This window comes from Vibrio maerlii (assembly GCF_003415655.1).
Classification (GTDB): Bacteria; Pseudomonadota; Gammaproteobacteria; order Enterobacterales; family Vibrionaceae; genus Vibrio; species Vibrio maerlii.
The window spans coordinates 20,992-38,039 of record NZ_QRHC01000004.1; the positions used below are offsets into that span (position 1 = coordinate 20,992).

General features: G+C 43.2%; 16 protein-coding genes. 10 read left to right on the plus strand and 6 right to left on the minus strand.

Translation table 11 applies throughout. From position 1 onward, the window contains the following. The first annotated feature begins 24 nt into the window (after positions 1-24). From DPF91_RS07595 to DPF91_RS07615, 5 genes are all read left to right on the plus strand, one after another. Positions 25-564: an NUDIX domain-containing protein gene (locus DPF91_RS07595; protein WP_117233824.1), complete on the plus strand. Its 540-nt coding sequence runs from the start codon at positions 25-27 to the stop codon at positions 562-564. An 89-nt stretch (positions 565-653) separates the two neighbouring features. Then, entirely contained in the window at positions 654-1,328 is a 675-nt protein-coding gene (gene yjjG, locus DPF91_RS07600) for a pyrimidine 5'-nucleotidase (protein WP_117234201.1), read from the plus strand. Positions 1,329-1,337: 9 nt separating this feature from the next. Next, positions 1,338-1,862 carry an RNA methyltransferase gene (locus tag DPF91_RS07605; protein WP_117233825.1) on the plus strand — a complete coding sequence of 175 codons (525 nt, stop codon included), beginning with the start codon at positions 1,338-1,340 and terminating at the stop codon, positions 1,860-1,862. Between the two features lie 28 nt (positions 1,863-1,890). Next, positions 1,891-2,412 (plus strand): DUF2058 domain-containing protein, encoded by a 522-nt coding sequence (locus DPF91_RS07610; protein WP_117233826.1) that lies wholly within the window; start codon positions 1,891-1,893, stop codon positions 2,410-2,412. A 127-nt stretch (positions 2,413-2,539) separates the two neighbouring features. After that, positions 2,540-3,646, plus strand: coding sequence for a threonine aldolase family protein (locus DPF91_RS07615; protein WP_117233827.1), 1,107 nt, complete (start codon positions 2,540-2,542; stop codon positions 3,644-3,646). A gap of 144 nt (positions 3,647-3,790) precedes the next feature. On the opposite strand, the gene DPF91_RS07620 is transcribed toward DPF91_RS07615, so the two are convergent. Then, entirely contained in the window at positions 3,791-5,263 is a 1,473-nt protein-coding gene (locus DPF91_RS07620; RefSeq protein WP_117233828.1) for a peptide MFS transporter, read from the minus strand. Positions 5,264-5,690: 427 nt separating this feature from the next. Between DPF91_RS07620 and DPF91_RS07625 the strand changes: the two genes are divergently transcribed. After that, the gene (locus DPF91_RS07625; RefSeq protein ID WP_117233829.1) at positions 5,691-6,908 is read left to right on the plus strand and encodes a cyclic di-GMP phosphodiesterase; all 1,218 of its coding nucleotides are present in this window, start codon (positions 5,691-5,693) and stop codon (positions 6,906-6,908) included. 82 nt (positions 6,909-6,990) lie between these two features. Here the strand turns inward: DPF91_RS07625 and nhaD are convergent, their stop codons facing one another. Then, positions 6,991-8,430: a sodium:proton antiporter NhaD gene (nhaD, locus tag DPF91_RS07630; protein ID WP_117233830.1), complete on the minus strand. Its 1,440-nt coding sequence runs from the start codon at positions 8,428-8,430 to the stop codon at positions 6,991-6,993. Between the two features lie 232 nt (positions 8,431-8,662). On the opposite strand from nhaD, the gene DPF91_RS07635 reads away from it, so the two are divergent. After that, positions 8,663-9,145, plus strand: a complete 483-nt coding sequence (locus DPF91_RS07635; protein WP_117234202.1) for a L,D-transpeptidase family protein — start codon at positions 8,663-8,665, stop codon at positions 9,143-9,145. A 114-nt stretch (positions 9,146-9,259) separates the two neighbouring features. Here the strand turns inward: DPF91_RS07635 and DPF91_RS07640 are convergent, their stop codons facing one another. Beyond that, positions 9,260-9,916, minus strand: a complete 657-nt coding sequence (locus DPF91_RS07640) for a nitroreductase family protein (RefSeq protein WP_117233831.1) — start codon at positions 9,914-9,916, stop codon at positions 9,260-9,262. Between the two features lie 240 nt (positions 9,917-10,156). Here DPF91_RS07640 and pepT point away from each other — a divergent pair, with 240 nt between their 5' ends. Beyond that, positions 10,157-11,380 (plus strand): peptidase T, encoded by a 1,224-nt coding sequence (gene pepT, locus DPF91_RS07645; protein ID WP_117233832.1) that lies wholly within the window; start codon positions 10,157-10,159, stop codon positions 11,378-11,380. Positions 11,381-11,479: 99 nt separating this feature from the next. Here pepT and hpf read toward each other — a convergent pair whose 3' ends face one another. Next, entirely contained in the window at positions 11,480-11,836 is a 357-nt protein-coding gene (hpf, locus tag DPF91_RS07650) for a ribosome hibernation-promoting factor, HPF/YfiA family (protein WP_117233833.1), read from the minus strand. A 449-nt stretch (positions 11,837-12,285) separates the two neighbouring features. Between hpf and DPF91_RS07655 the strand changes: the two genes are divergently transcribed. Beyond that, positions 12,286-13,194, plus strand: a complete 909-nt coding sequence (locus tag DPF91_RS07655; RefSeq protein ID WP_117234203.1) for an ROK family protein — start codon at positions 12,286-12,288, stop codon at positions 13,192-13,194. 88 nt (positions 13,195-13,282) lie between these two features. On the opposite strand, the gene DPF91_RS07660 is transcribed toward DPF91_RS07655, so the two are convergent. Next, entirely contained in the window at positions 13,283-15,394 is a 2,112-nt protein-coding gene (locus DPF91_RS07660) for a sensor domain-containing diguanylate cyclase (protein ID WP_117233834.1), read from the minus strand. A gap of 373 nt (positions 15,395-15,767) precedes the next feature. Here DPF91_RS07660 and DPF91_RS07665 point away from each other — a divergent pair, with 373 nt between their 5' ends. After that, complete coding sequence (locus tag DPF91_RS07665) at positions 15,768-16,133, plus strand: DUF3316 domain-containing protein (protein WP_117233835.1); 366 nt, start codon at positions 15,768-15,770, stop codon at positions 16,131-16,133. A 44-nt stretch (positions 16,134-16,177) separates the two neighbouring features. Here DPF91_RS07665 and DPF91_RS07670 read toward each other — a convergent pair whose 3' ends face one another. Beyond that, positions 16,178-16,855 (minus strand): DUF2057 family protein, encoded by a 678-nt coding sequence (locus tag DPF91_RS07670; protein ID WP_117233836.1) that lies wholly within the window; start codon positions 16,853-16,855, stop codon positions 16,178-16,180. Positions 16,856-17,048 lie beyond the last annotated feature (193 nt).

The following is a 17,048-nucleotide window of genomic DNA, read 5'->3' on the forward strand; positions in this document are numbered from 1 at the left end:
GATTCAATAACACTAGGAACCACTATGCCACCTATTAAACAGCTAGATTCAACCATCGTTTACCAAAACAATTGGATGTCGGTAAGAGAGGATAAAATCGAGCGACAAAGTGGCAAACAAGGGATCTATGGTGTGGTGGACAAGCCTGACTGTGCTGCGATCATCGCCATTGATAAGGGCCACATTCACCTCGTTAACCAATATCGTTATGCAGTAGAAGGAAGCTTTTGGGAACTACCACAAGGCGCTTGGGAGTCTCGTCCAGATGCCGATCATCTTGAGCTTGCCAAAGGCGAGCTTCGCGAGGAAACGGGCTTAATCGCGCAACAAATGACTTATGTTGGTGCTCAGTTTATCGCATATGGATTTCTCAATCAGACCTGTCATATCTATCTTGCGACTCAACTAACCCAATCGGATACGCAATTGGACTGTGAAGAAGAAGATCTCATTAGCCAATCTTTCACCATTGAAAAATTTGAATCTATGTTGATTTCAGGCGAGATCAAAGATTGTGTTACTACTGCTGCGTTCGGGTTAACTAAGCTAAAAGGTTTAGTTTAAACCCATAACCTATTACACTACTGCTCACAGAAATAATCATCGCCCAACGGATGAATATCTCCTCACTATTGTTACCTGAGTTACCTCTTATGAAATACGAATGGGTGTTGTTTGACGCCGATGAAACCCTCTTTAATTTTGATGCCTTTAAAGGCATGCAGTTGATGTTTGCGCGTAAGGGCGTTGATTTCACGGAAACTGATTACGCTGACTACCAACAAGTGAATAAGCCTCTTTGGGTTGATTATCAAAATGGCGATATCACCGCGGACGAGCTAAAGCACACACGTTTCATAACCTGGGCCGACAAGCTTGAGACGACGACATCAGATCTGAATAGTTCGTTTTTGGAGGCGATGGCAGACATCTGTACGTTATTGCCTGGTGCTCAAGCGCTTATTGAAGCGTTATCCGAAAAAGCGAACCTGGGTATCATTACTAATGGTTTTACAGAACTGCAGGCCATTCGTCTTGAACGTACGGGTATGAGCCAGTATTTCAAGCACGTAGTGATATCTGAAGAAGTAGGCGTTGCAAAACCTGACCAGGGTATTTTTGCTCACGCATTCGAGAGAATCGGTCAACCGTGTAAGTCTAAGGTACTCATGGTGGGGGATAATCAACATTCCGATATCCTTGGTGGTATCAACTTTGGTATTGAGACGTGTTGGTTAAACCGTTTTGACGAACCTAAATCCATGGAGATTGAACCACATCATCAAGTCAAGTCCTTGGACGAGTTACATAGTATTCTTTTAGGTTAATCAAGATTCATGACTAAGAAAGACATCGTAATTGGGTTAACGAACCCTAAGAGCCCGAGCAATGTTGGTGCAGTGATGCGTGCTGCAGGTTGCTATCAAGCGGATGCGGTTCATTATACTGGTGTCCGCTATGCTAATGCGGCTAAGTTCCACACTGACACTAAATCAGCGTCTTCAACGATCCCTTTGGTCAATGTTGATTCGTTGCTGGACAACTTGGATGCAGATACCAAAATCGTTTGTGTTGAACTTGCAGAAGGCGCAACGCCACTTCCTCGCTTTCAACATCCAGAAAAAGCGATTTATATTTTTGGTCCTGAAGACGGTTCGATTAGCCAAGAAGTAGCAGACCGAGCTGACCACGTGGTGTATGTGCCGACGGTAGGTTGCATGAATCTAGCGGCCTCTGTAAATGTGCTGCTTTATGATAGATTAGCAAAAAGCGATGTGATGGATGAAAGTGAAGAGTTGATTCGTTCTAGCCGCGATAATCGCAACAAGTTAAAGGTTCAAGCGTCTTCCGTTCCAGCTTGAACAGAATAAAGAAATAGAGAAAAACGACATGGCAAAACTAACCCTACAAGAACAGATGCTAAAAGCAGGCCTTGTAAACGAGAAAAAACTGAAGAAAGCCAAGAAGGGTGCGAAGAAATCACGAGTTCAGGCTCGTGAAGCCAAAGCGGCCGCTGAAGAAAACCGTATTGCCCAGCAAGAGCGTGACAAAAAAATCAACCGCGAGCGTGAAGAGCAGCGTTTAGCAAAAGAGATCAAAGCTCAGGTTAAGCAACTTATTGAGATGAATAAGATCGATCTGAAAGATGGTGAGATCAAATACAACTTTACCGATGGCACGCTAGTGAAAGCTCTTTATGTGGAAGAGCTAACACGTACTCAGCTAAGCAAAGGTATTTTGAGTATTGTTCGTGATGGTGAAGGTTACGCTGTGATTCCAGCGGTTGTTGCTGAAAAAATTGCAATGCGTGATGACGAAACCATTGTTGACACCAAGGCGCGTGAGGAAGATGCAGTCGATGAAGATGATCCGTACAAAGATTTCGTCGTTCCAGATGACCTGATGTGGTAATCCAAACTGTATAGATAATCTAACGCCAGCCTTTGTTGCTGGCGTTTTGCTATAAAAGCTGTCGATTGGCTAACATTGTTCAATTCGTAAGCAACGGTCGACATGCAACAAAAATCAAGGAAGTCCAATGAGCATTAGCATGAAGCAAAAGTGCGAACATTTTCTATGCGGCCAATCCGCACTCCAACCTGCAGATGAATTTGCCATGATGGCGGAGTTCTGTCACAAACACAGTATTGAGCATGATACGTACGGTTCTGGTGAGTTTCTCCAACAGTTTGAGCAAAAGGTCGCTGAGCTGTTAGGGTACGAAGCGGGCGTGTTTGTGGTATCAGGCACTATGGCTCAGGTTGTTGCATTGAATATTGCCAGTGAGCGTAGTGCAAAACCATTAGCGGCAATGCATCCAACTTGCCACATCATCAAGCATGAGTGGCAGAACTATCAATTTGACTCCAAGTTCATTGCGTTACCAGTTGGACACCAGAATCGAGTGTATGGATCAGCCGATTTAAAAGCTTACCCAGGCCAAATTGATGCGGCCTTGTATGAGTTGCCAATGCGTGAGATTGGTGGTCAGTTACCGACGTGGGATGAACTGCAAGAAGTGAAAACGTATTGCCGTCAACAAAATATCCACCTGCATTTAGATGGCGCTCGATTATGGGAAGCGTCTGAACATTATTTTGCACAAGGTGATGCTCAGAATTATGCCGATGTTACCCAAGGCTTCGACTCGACGTATGTCTCTTTTTATAAGGGAATTGGTGGATTGGCAGGTGCGATGTTACTCGGTAATGAAGCGTTCATTAATAAGGCCAAAGTCAAGATACGTCAGCAGGGGGGAGATATCTATCATCGTACGCCGCTGGTGGTCTCTGCAGCGATGAGGTTTGATGAGAGGCTAACTGCGATGAACGGCTACCATATTAGAGCGAAAAAGATTGCAGGCTTGATAGAGGAACATTCACCGAGCATTGCTATTAACCCTAAGAAGGTTCAGGTTAACCTGTTTCATGTTCATTTGCCTATGGAAGTTAAAGAGGCCGAGCAGCTTAGAGAGCATATTGCTGACCGCTATAACCTTTGGCTTGCAAATGGTTTTCAACCAGCTCAGTTGGCCGGGCAGTGTTATTTCGAATGTTATGTTGGAGAGAACTCGATGGCACTAGATGATGAACTCATCAGCAATGTGTTTAGTGAGATTGAATCCTGGATTCAAGCCAAGCATTAACTTGAATATACTCATGTAATTCATACCGCTATAAGAAAGGGCATTCTCTACCAGTTTATCATTTGAAATAGACTTGGTGAGGATGCCCTTTTTAATCGTGCTCTCATTCTGGAATATTGAGGACGAGTCGATTAACTTGAAAGGTTAAGCTTTAGCTTCTTCCAGTTGAGCTTCTGCGTTTTTCGCTGCATCAAGCATCTTGCGAATTACAACTGATGCCGCAAGTGCGATACCAACCATAACAACAGCTAGCACGGTTAGAAGTTGGAAGTAGTCACCGTAAACCGTTTGAACGATTTCTTGAGTGATTTCCTGACCTTTCTCTAGCGCGATAGAAGTAGAGAACACGGCACCTACGATACCTGATAGCGCGATTGCAACAGAGAACAGACTTACAGAGAAGTTCTCGATATGCTTAGGTGCTACAGATAGGATGAATGCTACTACCATAGAACCTACGATTACTTCCGCGATTGCTTGGAAGAAGTGGATTGCTAGGAAAATCTCAGGACGAATAACAACGTCTTCACCCACTGTGCTAACAGCGAACGTTAGGATACCGAAAGCAATAGCTGTTAGAACGAATGCTAGAGCAACTTTAGTTGCTGTAGATAGGTGGATGTCACGCTTCTCTAGTGCACCAAAGAAACCCGCAACGATTGGACCACCAACCATACACCATAGTGGGTTCATCGCCATTGCCGCTTCTGGCTCTAGAGGGATGAAACCAAATAGAGAACCTTTAAGTGTGTTGATTGCCACCATGTTCATCGATGTCATCATCTGACCGTAGTAAACGAAGAAACACGTTGTTAGGAAAGTCACGATAAGGATAGTACCCATCTTCAGTGACTCAGACTTGCTCGCTTTGAACATTAGAGAAACGAAGTAAAGAATTGCTGCGCCACCAATCGCATAAACGATGTTTTGACCAACATCCATGTTAGAGAACATGAAGAATACAAGGCCGATCATCGCAGCAGAAAGTGCGCCAAACATTGCCCAGTTTTTTGCAGGAACCGGTTTTTGGTCTAGCTCAGCACCAACGCCAGTTAGGCCTTTACGGCTCATGATTAGCATACCAAGAGCAGCCGCTGCCATGATTCCAGAGATTGCGAAACCACCGTGGAAGCCAATCACAAGAACGATCATTGGGAACAGGTATTGACCTAAGAAGGCACCAACGTTGTTCACTGAGTAGTTGATTGGGTAACCCTTCTCAAAGTCTTCTTGAGACTTGAACGTACGCTTGTACAAGCTTGGGTACGATGGAGACATTAGACCACGACCGTAACTTGCTAGAGCAATACCACACATAGATAGAGGGACGTTTGTCGCTGATGCGCCTAGTACCAGTAGCACGTAACCAGAAGCAAACGCAAGGAAACTGATGGTTAGTGATCGGTAGGCACCCAAGAATTTGTCTGCGATGAAGCCACCTGCGATAGCGAATAGAGGACCGATCGCAGAGAACGCGCCGACGATCATCATGGTGTCAGCTTCGTTATAGTTTAGATCTTCTAGAAAGAATCGAGTTAGGCTGACGAGAACGCCGTAGAATGATAAGCCAAACATCATTTGGCAGAACATCATTGATTTGTTGAGTTTATTCCACATATTAAATTGCTCGTTGTTTTTAAACAGTACTTATTACTGTTAAATGTTAACTTTTTGGCTGGACATATTTTGAAACATTTGTCGCAAAAAAGGAATGCTTCATACGAGTTTTTCTAATGCATATGTGGATTTTTACTAATGCTTTGTTCTGGATCAATTACGTGCTACTGGTGTTTTTATCTTTGCGCAAACGATTATTTGGTTATTTTATCTAACGTAATTCGTCCTCCTACAGGATAAATACGAGATAAAGAGCGTTCAATCTAATCAATGCTTCTTAATGTGAAGTTAACGTTAAACTATGTGATCAAATTATCACTTACAGTACAGGTGACCATTTGTTGGGCGGGTTATAGTTTGTTACAGTTTTATAAACTATTGAACACTTGTATAATGCAACGCTACTTACCTGCATTCAACGTTATAAATGACATACAAGTTAGAAGACTCAATCAAAATATCGATCGATAACCTATCGGTGGGTATGTTTGTTACAGCGATAGAAAATAGTAAACGCGTAAACTTAACGAACGCGGGTAGAGTTACAAGCAAAGAAGCGATTACGCGTTTACGTAGTAATCAGGTCAAATTTGCTTGGGTGGACCGAAGCCTGTCAGCGCCTGACTGCATCATTAAACCTGTAGAGGTTGAGACTAAGCCAGAAGTACCTGAGACAGTATTGCGTCAGCAAAAATTAGCGAACCAAAAGCGTAAACTTATTAGTCGTGAATCTAATCAAAGACGTGCGAAAAAGGTACTAAAAGAAGCTAAGAGCCTTGCCCAGAAACTGATCAATCAAACCTTTGAAAGCAAGGTTATTGACGTCTCTGTCGTTGAAGACTGGGCAGATGAAATGATTGAGTCTGCGTTGGTCGATTCTGATGCCTTACAATGTGTATCTGCGCTGCGTAAAAAAGATTCTTACCTACTAGAACACTCGGTGAACGTATCCTGTCTACTGGTCTCGTTTGGTAAGCACCTAGGCTTTGAAAAAGAAGTGCTAAAGCAACTTGCTGTTGGCGGTATCATTCATGATATTGGCAAGGTAAAGGTGGATGACAAGGTACTTCACAAGCCTGGTCGTTTAACTCCTGAAGAGTTCGACCATATGAAACTTCATCAGGTGTTTGCTAACCAGATTATTGATGATATCAAGGGTCTGAGCCCAATCAGTCGCGATGTGTGTCTGATGCACCATGAAAAGCTGGATGGTACGGGTTATCCAAATGGACTCAAGGGTGATGAACTGACTTTGTACGGCCGTCTAGCAAGTATCATTGATATCTATGATGCATTAACAGCAGACCGAGTTTACAAGAAGGGTATGACCTCAGCAGAAGCGTTTAAAATCATCCTTAGCTTGACGCCGAATCATTTAGATTCTGAGTTGGTGTATAAGTTTATTAACTGCATCGGCATGTATCCTGTTGGCTCTCTTGTTGAACTGAGTGATGGGCGAGTTGCGATTGTATGGACTGCAAACTCAACGCAACCACTAAAACCTGAAGTGAAATGCTTCTACTCAAACAAGTATAAGCGTTATACCGACGTTACTTATATTGATTTAAAACACAGCAACACTAAAATTGTAAAAGCGATTTCGCCTAATTCTCTCAACGTTGATGTGACACCATTCTACGATTAAGCATTCAAAAATTAGTTCCAATAAAAAGCCTCGACGATACTTATCATCGAGGCTTTTCGTTTAGTAAAGATATAATCTCTATCTAAAACAGGTGTCCATTGAGCGTCAGATGTAATGCGATACTGACTATGTAGCCTAACGCGATGACTGGCGCCCATTTTAGATGGCCAAAGAAAGTGTACTTGCCGTGCGCTGCCCCCATTAGTGCGACACCTGCAGCCGATCCTATTGAAAGTAGGCTACCACCAACACCTGCAGTAAGTGTGACTAACAGCCAGTTACCCATGCTCATGGCCGGATCCATGGTTAAGACTGCAAACATGACTGGAATGTTATCGACGATGGCCGAGAGTATACCAACCATGACGTTCGCCCATACTGGGTCCCATTGGTTGTACATAATCTCAGAGACCAGACCAAGATAACCAAGCAAGCTCAAACCACCCACACACATTACGACACCGTAGAAGAAGAGTAGGGTGTCCCACTCGGCGTGAGAGACCCTGCGGAATACATCAAATGGCACAACAGAACCAAGGCGCTTAAGCGCGTGATCGTCTCCGTTTTCAATCGCGCGTGTAGCTTTCTTATGCAAAGAAGCTTGCAGCGTTTGTCTGAGAAAAAAGCCGAAGAACTGCAAGTATGCTAACCCCATCATCATCCCCATAACAGGAGGGAAGTGAAGCACCGCATGGAAGCTTACCGCCGTCATGATAGTTAAGATAAACAGCCCGACAATGCGTCTTGCGCCGCGTTTGAGTTCGACAAATTCTGAGGCAGCGTGTGGTTGTTCTTTAGGTACAAAGAACGACATGATGAGTGCTGGAACTAAGTAGTTTGCGACGGATGGAATAAACAGTGGCATGAACTCTGAGAAGCTAACATGACCCGCCTGCCAAACCATAAGAGTGGTGATATCACCAAAAGGACTGAATGCTCCCCCGGCATTGGCTGCAATCACAATATTAATGCAGGCGATGTTAATAAAGCGTGTATTGTTTCCACCTACTTTGAGGACGACTGCGCACATGAGTAGGGCGGTGGTCAGGTTATCGGCAATAGGGGATATAAAAAAGGAAAGAATACCGGTTAACCAAAATAAGGTTCTGAAGTTAAAGCCTTTATTGACCATCCAGGCTCGTAATGCATCAAATAGACGTCTTTCTTCCATCGCACTGATATAGGTCATCGCAACCAATAAGAAGAGGAGGAGTTCAGCGTATTCAAGAAGGTTGTGTTCCAATGCCGCTTGTGCAACTTCGGTAGCGCCGTGATTTTTGTACACATAACCAATCATTATCCAGATGATGCCGGCTGCGAGTAACACAGGCTTAGATTTTCTCAGTTTGAGAAGCTCTTCCATCATGACCAAGGCATACGCAATAGCGAAAATCAGAAGTGAAGCGTATCCGACAGTGGACTGGGTTAATCCGTTGAGTGGGGTAATTTCTGAAGCGTGAGTAAGTGAGGAAAACCCTAAAAGTGAAATAAAAGCAAAAGAACACAATAAAAATTGTTTCATCTGACCTCCCTGCCATATGCCCCTAAATCTTTGATTGGTTTAATCTTAATCACTTTGTGTAAGTGAAGTTGTGATTCACTTCGTGTCTTCTGCATGCCAAGGGAATAAAATGCCGTCTTTTTATGCCAAAAAATTTTGTTATGATGCGTTCTCTATAAGGGAATGATGTGTTCTTTGTTCTTTAATTATTGTTTAGTTTGATTCTGGGTTAGCTGTGGTTGTAAAAAGCGTGTTGCTAAAAACGCTCTTAGTAGTATTGTTGAACGTGGTAGCGTTTTCGTGTTTCACTAAAGAGATCGATTTGGTGAAGGTAGATAAGTCCAAGCGTCGACTTTACCTTATGGCAAACCAAGAAGTGATTAAAGAGTACCGTATTGCTTTGGGTGCAAACCCTCAAGGCCATAAGAAGGTTGAAGGCGACAAAAAGACTCCAGAAGGCTTTTATCGGATCATTGCTAAGAACGAAGAGTCAAGGTTCTACCGTTCTTTAAGGATTGATTACCCAAACGAGTACGATGCTTCTCGCGCTTTCTCTCAGGGACAAAATCCAGGTGGTGACATCATGATCCACGGCCTAAAAAACGGTGAGACTCGGGCTGGGCGTTATGTTCAAAGCTTCGACTGGACAGATGGGTGCATTGCTCTGCTAAATCACGAAATGGACGAGTTGTTTGATATGATTGAGGTAGGTACACCTATTCAGATCGAATGGTAGTTGTGTTGCGCATACAGACGTGCCCCGTATTAAAATACGTTGAACAGAAAAAAGGCTGGGAAACCCCAGCCTTTTTAGTATTTGTCGATTGCTCGTTATTGAGCAAAAACCGAATTAAGCAACAGTTACAACGTGGTCTTGAGCTAGACGAGCTTTTGGTAAACCGTGGTTGTAATCTTCGCCTTCCTCGTGGTAACCAATTGCGAGTGCAACGTCACATACGTGACCTTCTAGCTCATCAGCGAACTTCTCACCGATAAGTTTAGCATCAACACCTTCCATCGGAGTTGAATCGATACCAAGACGCGCTAACGTGTGTAGGATATTACCTAGTGCGATGTACACTTGAGCTTTAGTCCAAGTACCGTTGAAGCCGTTTTCGTCGGTATTTGCTTCTGCGAATGCATAAGCACCCATGAACATGTCATACATGTCAGCTGGTAGGTGACCAGAAGAAACCTCTGCGTCTACACGTTTAGCAAATTTCTCTTTTGTGAACTCAGGATCGTGAGCGAACAAGATTGTATGGGAAGCAGCTTTTGCGTGTGGCTGGTTGAATTGATGCATGTTCTCGAACGTATCGTGGAAACGCTGTTTAGCTTCATCAGACTCAACAATAACGAACTTCCAAGGCTGAGAGTTGATTGAAGAAGCTGATAGACGTAGAGCTTCTTTGATCACTTCCATATCTTCCGCAGAGATACGCTTTGAAGCGTCGTATTTTTTTGCAGTGTAGCGAGTGTTTAGATCTTTGATAATTGGATGAGACACGTTATTGCTCCCGATATGAACTTGTTTAACGAACGGGTGCAGTATGCAAAATTCACTAATCCAATTCGATAGTTAAATTTTCCAATCTTTATGGTGCTTATGTTCCATAATGATAACTGGCTACTCGGCACACAAATCGAGTATTCATGATTGAGAGCAATTTATTTCTTCATAAACGGCGTACTATGCCCTTAATTCCAAATAACACGCCAATAATGAAGAGATTTATAGGAAATAATAATGAATCAGTTAGTAGAGCGTTTTTTGCGTTATGTGTCATTTGATACAAAATCAGACCCTTCGAATAAGCTATGTCCAAGCTCTCCGGGTCAAATGACTTTTGCTCAAGCATTAAAGCAAGAGATGTTGGAGATGGGACTGAAAGAGGTTTCTCTGGATAATAACGGCTATTTGATGGCGAAGCTTCCATCTAACGTGACGTATGATGTTCCAGCGATTGGGTTTGTTGCTCATATGGATACGGCACCTGACGCTTCTGGTAAGAACGTAAAACCTCAGCTCATTAAAAATTACCAAGGTGGCGGTATAGCTTTGGGTGATAGTGGTGAGCAACTGACACCGGCTCAATACCCTGATTTAACGTCACTGCATGGACATGACATTATCACAACTGATGGTACAACATTATTGGGCGCAGATAACAAAGCAGGTATCGCTGAGATCTTAACCGCGGTTGCTTACCTGACGGAGTACCCCGAAATACCACATGGTGATATCTGTATTGGCTTTACTCCAGATGAGGAAATTGGTCGAGGCGCAGACCTGTTCGATGTGGAAAAATTCGGCGCTAAATGGGCATACACCATCGATGGGGGGCCTGTTGGAGAGCTTGAATACGAAAACTTCAATGCTGCTCGTGCTGATGTGATTGCGCATGGTGTGAATGTTCACCCAGGAACGGCGAAGAATAAGATGATCAATTCTATGAACATCGCTGCTCAGTTCCAACTAATGATGCCGAGTCATGAGACGCCTGAATGCACTGAAGGGTATGAGGGTTTCTATCATTTGGGTGGTGCAGAGATGTCAGTCGCCAAGAGTCACCTAGTTTATATTTTGCGTGACTTTGAGCGTGAGGGACTAGAGAAGCGTAAAGCGTTCATGCAGCAAAAAGTAGATGAGCTCAATGCTCAATTAGAAAGGGGGTCTGTTGAGTTGCAGTTAACCGACAACTATTACAACATGAAGGAGATGGTAGAGCCTCACTTTCATGTGATTGAAATTGCTAAGCGTGCGATGCAGCAGTGCGATGTTGAGCCGATGATCAAGCCAATCCGTGGTGGCACTGATGGCGCTCGTCTCTCATTTATGGGGTTGCCTTGCCCAAATATCTTTACTGGCGGTTATAATTTCCATGGCATCCACGAGTTCATCACCGTTCAGGGTATGGAAAAAGCGGTAGAAGTTATCGTTAAGATTGCACAAGAAACGGCTGCTGAGTAATTTTAGCATCTAAGGCTGTAAGCGAACTTATAGCCTTTAAACGCAACAGCGCCGATGGAATCCCATCGGCGCTGTTTTAATTCTTGCCCTCAGTGACGTTTAAACCAATTTCATCTCTTGAACAATATCAGAAGCAATTTCTGGTTTTGTGCTTGTTGGTTTTTCGTGTTTATCTGCCTTGAGTTGACCTTTACGGTTGCGTAGACCCGCCTCTAACTTTTTGATTGCAGCACTAACTGCTGGGTACATAATATCTTCTTCAGCTTTAGCTGATACTCTAACCCCTTCGTAGTTAGTGAAAATTTCTACTGCGTGTTGGTTGTGTTCCTTTGTAATAATGATGTCGCAGCTAATGAGAGAGGGGTAGTGCGAAGCGATTTTATCAAACTTGCCAGTGATATCCTTACGTGAATCTTCGTTGATAGTTACGTGATGCGTTTGAACATTTACTTTCATATTGATTCCTTTTTTGTTGCTTCGTGCTTTAAACCTAGCAAAGCAAATGATGTTTCGCCAACAATTCATGTTGTGAGGTGTGACACACTTTGTTGTAATGAAAAATTCTTGTTAAAGCTATTGAATATCACCCAGAAAGGGCACATATTATGTCTCGAAGTTTCAAGCTTCGATGCTTTTTTATCCAGATGTTAATTCCTGCCATTTTTGATTGATTTATCGTTTGTTGCTGAACGCCCATTCAACCTAGTTCACTTGTTTTTTCGCCTTCCATTCAAAAGTTTCACAGCCACCTCAATATTCGTGATTGGTTGCTCAAACCTCGAAAATACTGGCTTTAGCCCTCTAAGATCTGACGTGGATAACAGTGCTATATCGTTTTATTTGCCATAGTTGTTTCATACAGTTAAATCGCACCAGTGAGTGCAAAGAATGAGATGAGAGACAGCATGATTGTAGGCTTAGATATTGGTGGCACTAAGATAGAGGGTGTAGGCTTAGTGCCTAATTCTGAAACGGAAATCTATCAGACCTTAGTTACTCACAGGGAACCAACCAACAAAGAGAACTACGAAGGTTTTCTTCATTCTGTCATGTCTGTGATTGATGAAGTCGCTAAACATGGTGATATTGAATCGATTGGAATTGGTTGTTGTGGTTCGGTGGGTAATGATGGCTTGATGCAAGGGGCGAACGTTACGGTTCTTAATGGGCAAGATTTTATTGGTGACCTGCAAAAGCGCATCGATGTGCCTGTTGCTATTGCCAACGATGCAGACTGCTTGGCGTTGTCTGAATTTAAAGATGGCGCAGCGAAAGACGCACTGAGCTCTTGTGTCGCCATTATTATCGGCACTGGTTGTGGCTCTGGTGTTGTGATTAATGGTGGTCTGGTCACCGGCCTTAATAAGCTCGGTGGTGAGTTGGGTCACAATCCATTACCACACTTTAACCCAGAAAAAGATGGCCCAGCCGTTGAATGCTACTGTGGTTCGATGAACTGTACGGAAAGCTTTGTTTCGGGCACAGGACTAGGGCGTACTTTCAGTGAGAAATATTTTGAGGCAAACTCAAAAGAAATCATGGCCCTGGTAGAACAGGGGGATAAGCAGGCCATAGAACACTTTGACTTGTATTGTGATCAGCTAGCACGTGTCATTGGTTCGATTGTGAACTTTGTTGATCCAGAAATTGTTGTGCTTGGGGGAGGGATGTCGAACGTAGACGCTATATACCCTCGCGTGCAAGACAAGCTAAACCAATATACTTTTACTAAGTCAGTGCGAACTCGCGTTGTGAAGAATCTTCATGGTGACTCTTCAGGTGTACGCGGTGCGGCGTTCTTACACTCGATCTAAATTCAAAAAGGGAGTGAGTTGATATCAACTCACTCCCTTTGCAATTTAACTATTTTGATCCATTCAGGATTCGGTGCTCCATGTACGCCTATTCGATGACATAGGTCGCACGACCTTGCTCTTTTGCCTTGTAAAGTGCCATATCTGCATCATGTATCAACGTGGGTAAGGCTCTCTCACACTGCGAGGCATGAGCAAAAGCACCACCAATGGAAAGTGTCACTCTGTCATAATGAGGTGATGAACGGTGGGGCAAGTCCAACGAATGGAGATCAGCAAGTAAGTTACCGCAAATTTTCGTCATCATTGCTTGATCTTCTAGTTCAATGAGTACCAAAAATTCGTCACCACCATAACGGATTAGGCTGGCCCTTGAATTAAAGTGGGCTTTAAAGAGCTTACTGAGTCGGGTTAGAAGGTCATCGCCTGCGACATGACCATAGGTATCGTTAAACTGTTTGAAGTGATCAATATCAACGAGTAGTAGCCCTAGGAAACTGTTTTCCGGTTGTAAGCTGACACTATAGCGATGGGATGCAAACTGTTGATTCAAAGCCTGTCGGTTGTATACACCAGTAAGTGGATCCGTGACTGAGAGTTTTTCAAACTCAGCTCGTTGGTTGATCAATTCTTGTCTCTGAAAGATGTTGGTTAAGCCAATACCAATATAACTTGTCAGCTGTTCAATGAGGTTAAAGTGGTAGTCCTGATAGTTGTGTTTTAACTTGGACTGCACGGTTACAACGCCTAACAGCTCATCTTTGATTATTATGGGTAAAAACATCAAAGAGTAGAACGTTTTAGTATGACTACTGGTTCGAATCAGGTCCGCAACCTCGCAACCCAAGTGTTTCGCCATGGCTGTGATGTCATAATCGTTAGTAAAATAGGGTTGCCTTGTTTGTACGCATCGCGCCGTGATTGAGTGGTTTTCACTGCAATCGACCTCAACGCTATCTACGTGTTTGCCATCATCGATGTAATGGTCAAATCGTACCTTGTGCTCCGAGCTATCATAAATACCAATAGCAAAGGTGTCTGCGCGCATGAAGAGGTTGATGTCTTGATAGAGACGATCAATAAGCTCGGCTATGTCGGAGCAAGTCGTCAGATACTCGCCCATTGAGCCCATCAAAGAAAGGTTATCTTGTAAGGAAATCGCATTGGCATGACGTACTTTGTCTTGCTGCAACTCATAGATTTTCGAAAGGTAACGCTTTTCTGACTCAGATTTGAGTTTACTCGTCAGCAGGCTCAATTCCAAAGAGGTTTCCAGGTGCTGCATGCGTTTTTCTGGATTGCTCTTGTGAAGTTCAGCAAGCTGGTTGTATATACCAATGAATCCATCTAATAAGCGAGAGGACTGCACTTCTCTAGCTACCTGTACGCCATCATTAGCGTAGGTTTCGAGGTTGGTGTAGTGTTCGGCGTCGAGCGCTATCTCACAGTATTCCAAAAAGTCTGCTGCAACTTGGAAGCGATCACTGATTTTCGAACCTAACTCGAGCGCTTTGTTGTAAAGTTCTAGAGCCAACTCATATTTGCTTTGTTTGGCTAGGTGCTGTGCGAATGCACCGTAGTATAGGTACCAAGCAAAGTCACTAGGATTGCGTTCCAAAATTTCACGAGCTTTCTCGTATTCAGTGAAAGCTGTTTCAGCATCACCAAGGTAGTCAAACGCTTGTGGGTAGTTAGTTAATATGACATGTCGCGCGAGTTGCGACTCGTTAATATCAAGGTCACGAGCTTTAGTGAAGTTATCAAGCATTCCTTGGTAGTTACCCAACTGAAACTCAATATTACCAAACATGTTATAGACGTGACTCAGTAAAAAGTCATCACCTAACTCTTTTGCTTTTAAACCTCGAGTAAGGAAAGCGACAGCATCATCGTAACGACCTAACCGAAACAACATAACGCCAAGTGTATGGCTTGCATAAAGCTGAACGGTAATATGCTGTCCCCTTTTTGCGAGCTCGACAACTTCAGTTAACGTTTCGATTGCGACCAGATAGTTGCCTTTTTTGTACTCAAAGAATCCGTCACAATACCTCAGATAAATCGATGAGAGCGAGGTGTTTGCCGTTTTTAACTTGGGCTGGATCTCTGCCAGGTATTCTTCGACGTCCCGAGTCGAGTGGCATTGCATTAGATTTGGTAGTAACGATAGAGCCCAGTAATCAGTATTAGTATCGGTCATTAACGAGTATTCACCAGAGTACAAACAGAAATGTTATTTATGGTATATCATATTCTTTCTGGTGTGAAATTTTAGTGAATAGAATGGATCTATATGTTTATTGGTTATTATTTATAACTAAAGGTTTTATTTTTACGGTAGATAGATTACGTTTTTAGCGGTGCTACTGAGCGTAAGCCTCTGTTTATTTTAGGTAATGCTAAATTAAAAAATGAGCCAATACATTGAAATCTAACTCTGCTTAAATCACGCGAAAAGTATGAAAAATAAACTGAAATAATTTCGAACCATTGAGGGTCTATTCTCGTAAGTATCTTCGTTGGCTCGTTGTTGAGAGCCGTTTTAAGGTAAGTAAGACACACGGGAGTGACACATGAACACTATCAAAAATGTAAAAGTACTAGGGATTACGGCTCTATTCGCAATGGCTTCATTTTCAGCGTCTGCGAGCTTGATGTACCAGAAAGTAGTCAGTAATTCATCAGTGAAGGGTGACGCAGTTCAATCGAAAGAAATGGCTATCAAAAATGGGCAAATGATGGCTCAAAGCCTAAGTCAAGCGGACTCATATGAGTTGAGTCGTGAACTTCGCGTCAGCAGTTACCAGTCAGACAGTGGTTCATTCGAGTTACTAAATTCGAAGCTAACGGTTGAAGAGTTTTGGGGTGAATCCGGTGAAATTGTGTATCAACCGGTGATCGACGTGAAATACTCTTACGATCGAATCGACCGCGACTAATGCTGAGAACGAGATATTGCGCCGGCCCAACGCCGGCGCTTTTTTTATTTTTGATTAATGTAGTCTTTAAAGCGTTGCTTGGTCTCTGAATCAGCCTTTTCGTACCAAAAATGGAGCATTTCTTCCGCTGTTGAGCCGGTTTGCGTGGCTTGTGCTTTTGTTTGAGTTGCCGGTGTAGTTTGCGAAGTAGCTTGTTGAGTCGAAGTGGTGGTAAGCGCGGTCGTTGCGAGCGCGGCCACACCACCAACACGGTTGTAGTCCTGTGCTTCACGAACATAATCTCGGCCAATTTGCATGCCGTCTTTTAGAAGTTTATCTTGTTTTACTTCTATTGCTTGCTGTTGGTCATCGACTAGTTGCCATTGCAGATTGGCAATCTCTTTTTCTGCAGTTCTTAAATTACGATATTCTGGCAACTCAAAAGAAAGCGTAGTGTCGGTAGCGTTAAATTTCGCAATGATTGCGTCGCTGGTGGCGAATTTTCTTTCATCTCCTTGATCGAAAGAGGCTTCGTATTTAAAGACAAGTTGGTTATCGCCATCAGGTAAAGTGATGGTTTTTGTCGAAGAGAAAAGACCACCTTCTAACTTCGGTTTTTTTTCGTTAGCCGAGAAAACCGTTACATCGCTAGGAACTTCTAGGGTCACTTCGGCCACTGCATAAGGGGTAATAGATGAGCATGCGATACTAGCCAAAATAAGAGAACGAATGTTTAATTTCATGATATTCACTCAAATGATTGATTACTAATGAACAATTGCATAGAAAATACGATTAATTCAAGTAGCCAGTAGAGCTAATGTCAATCTTTCACCGAAAATTCACATAGACGAGTCACATTGGCATTGTTGTTTAGGGCTATGAGAGTTCAAGTTAAGAATTTACAGTGTAAAAAAGCGGCGATGGACGCCGCTT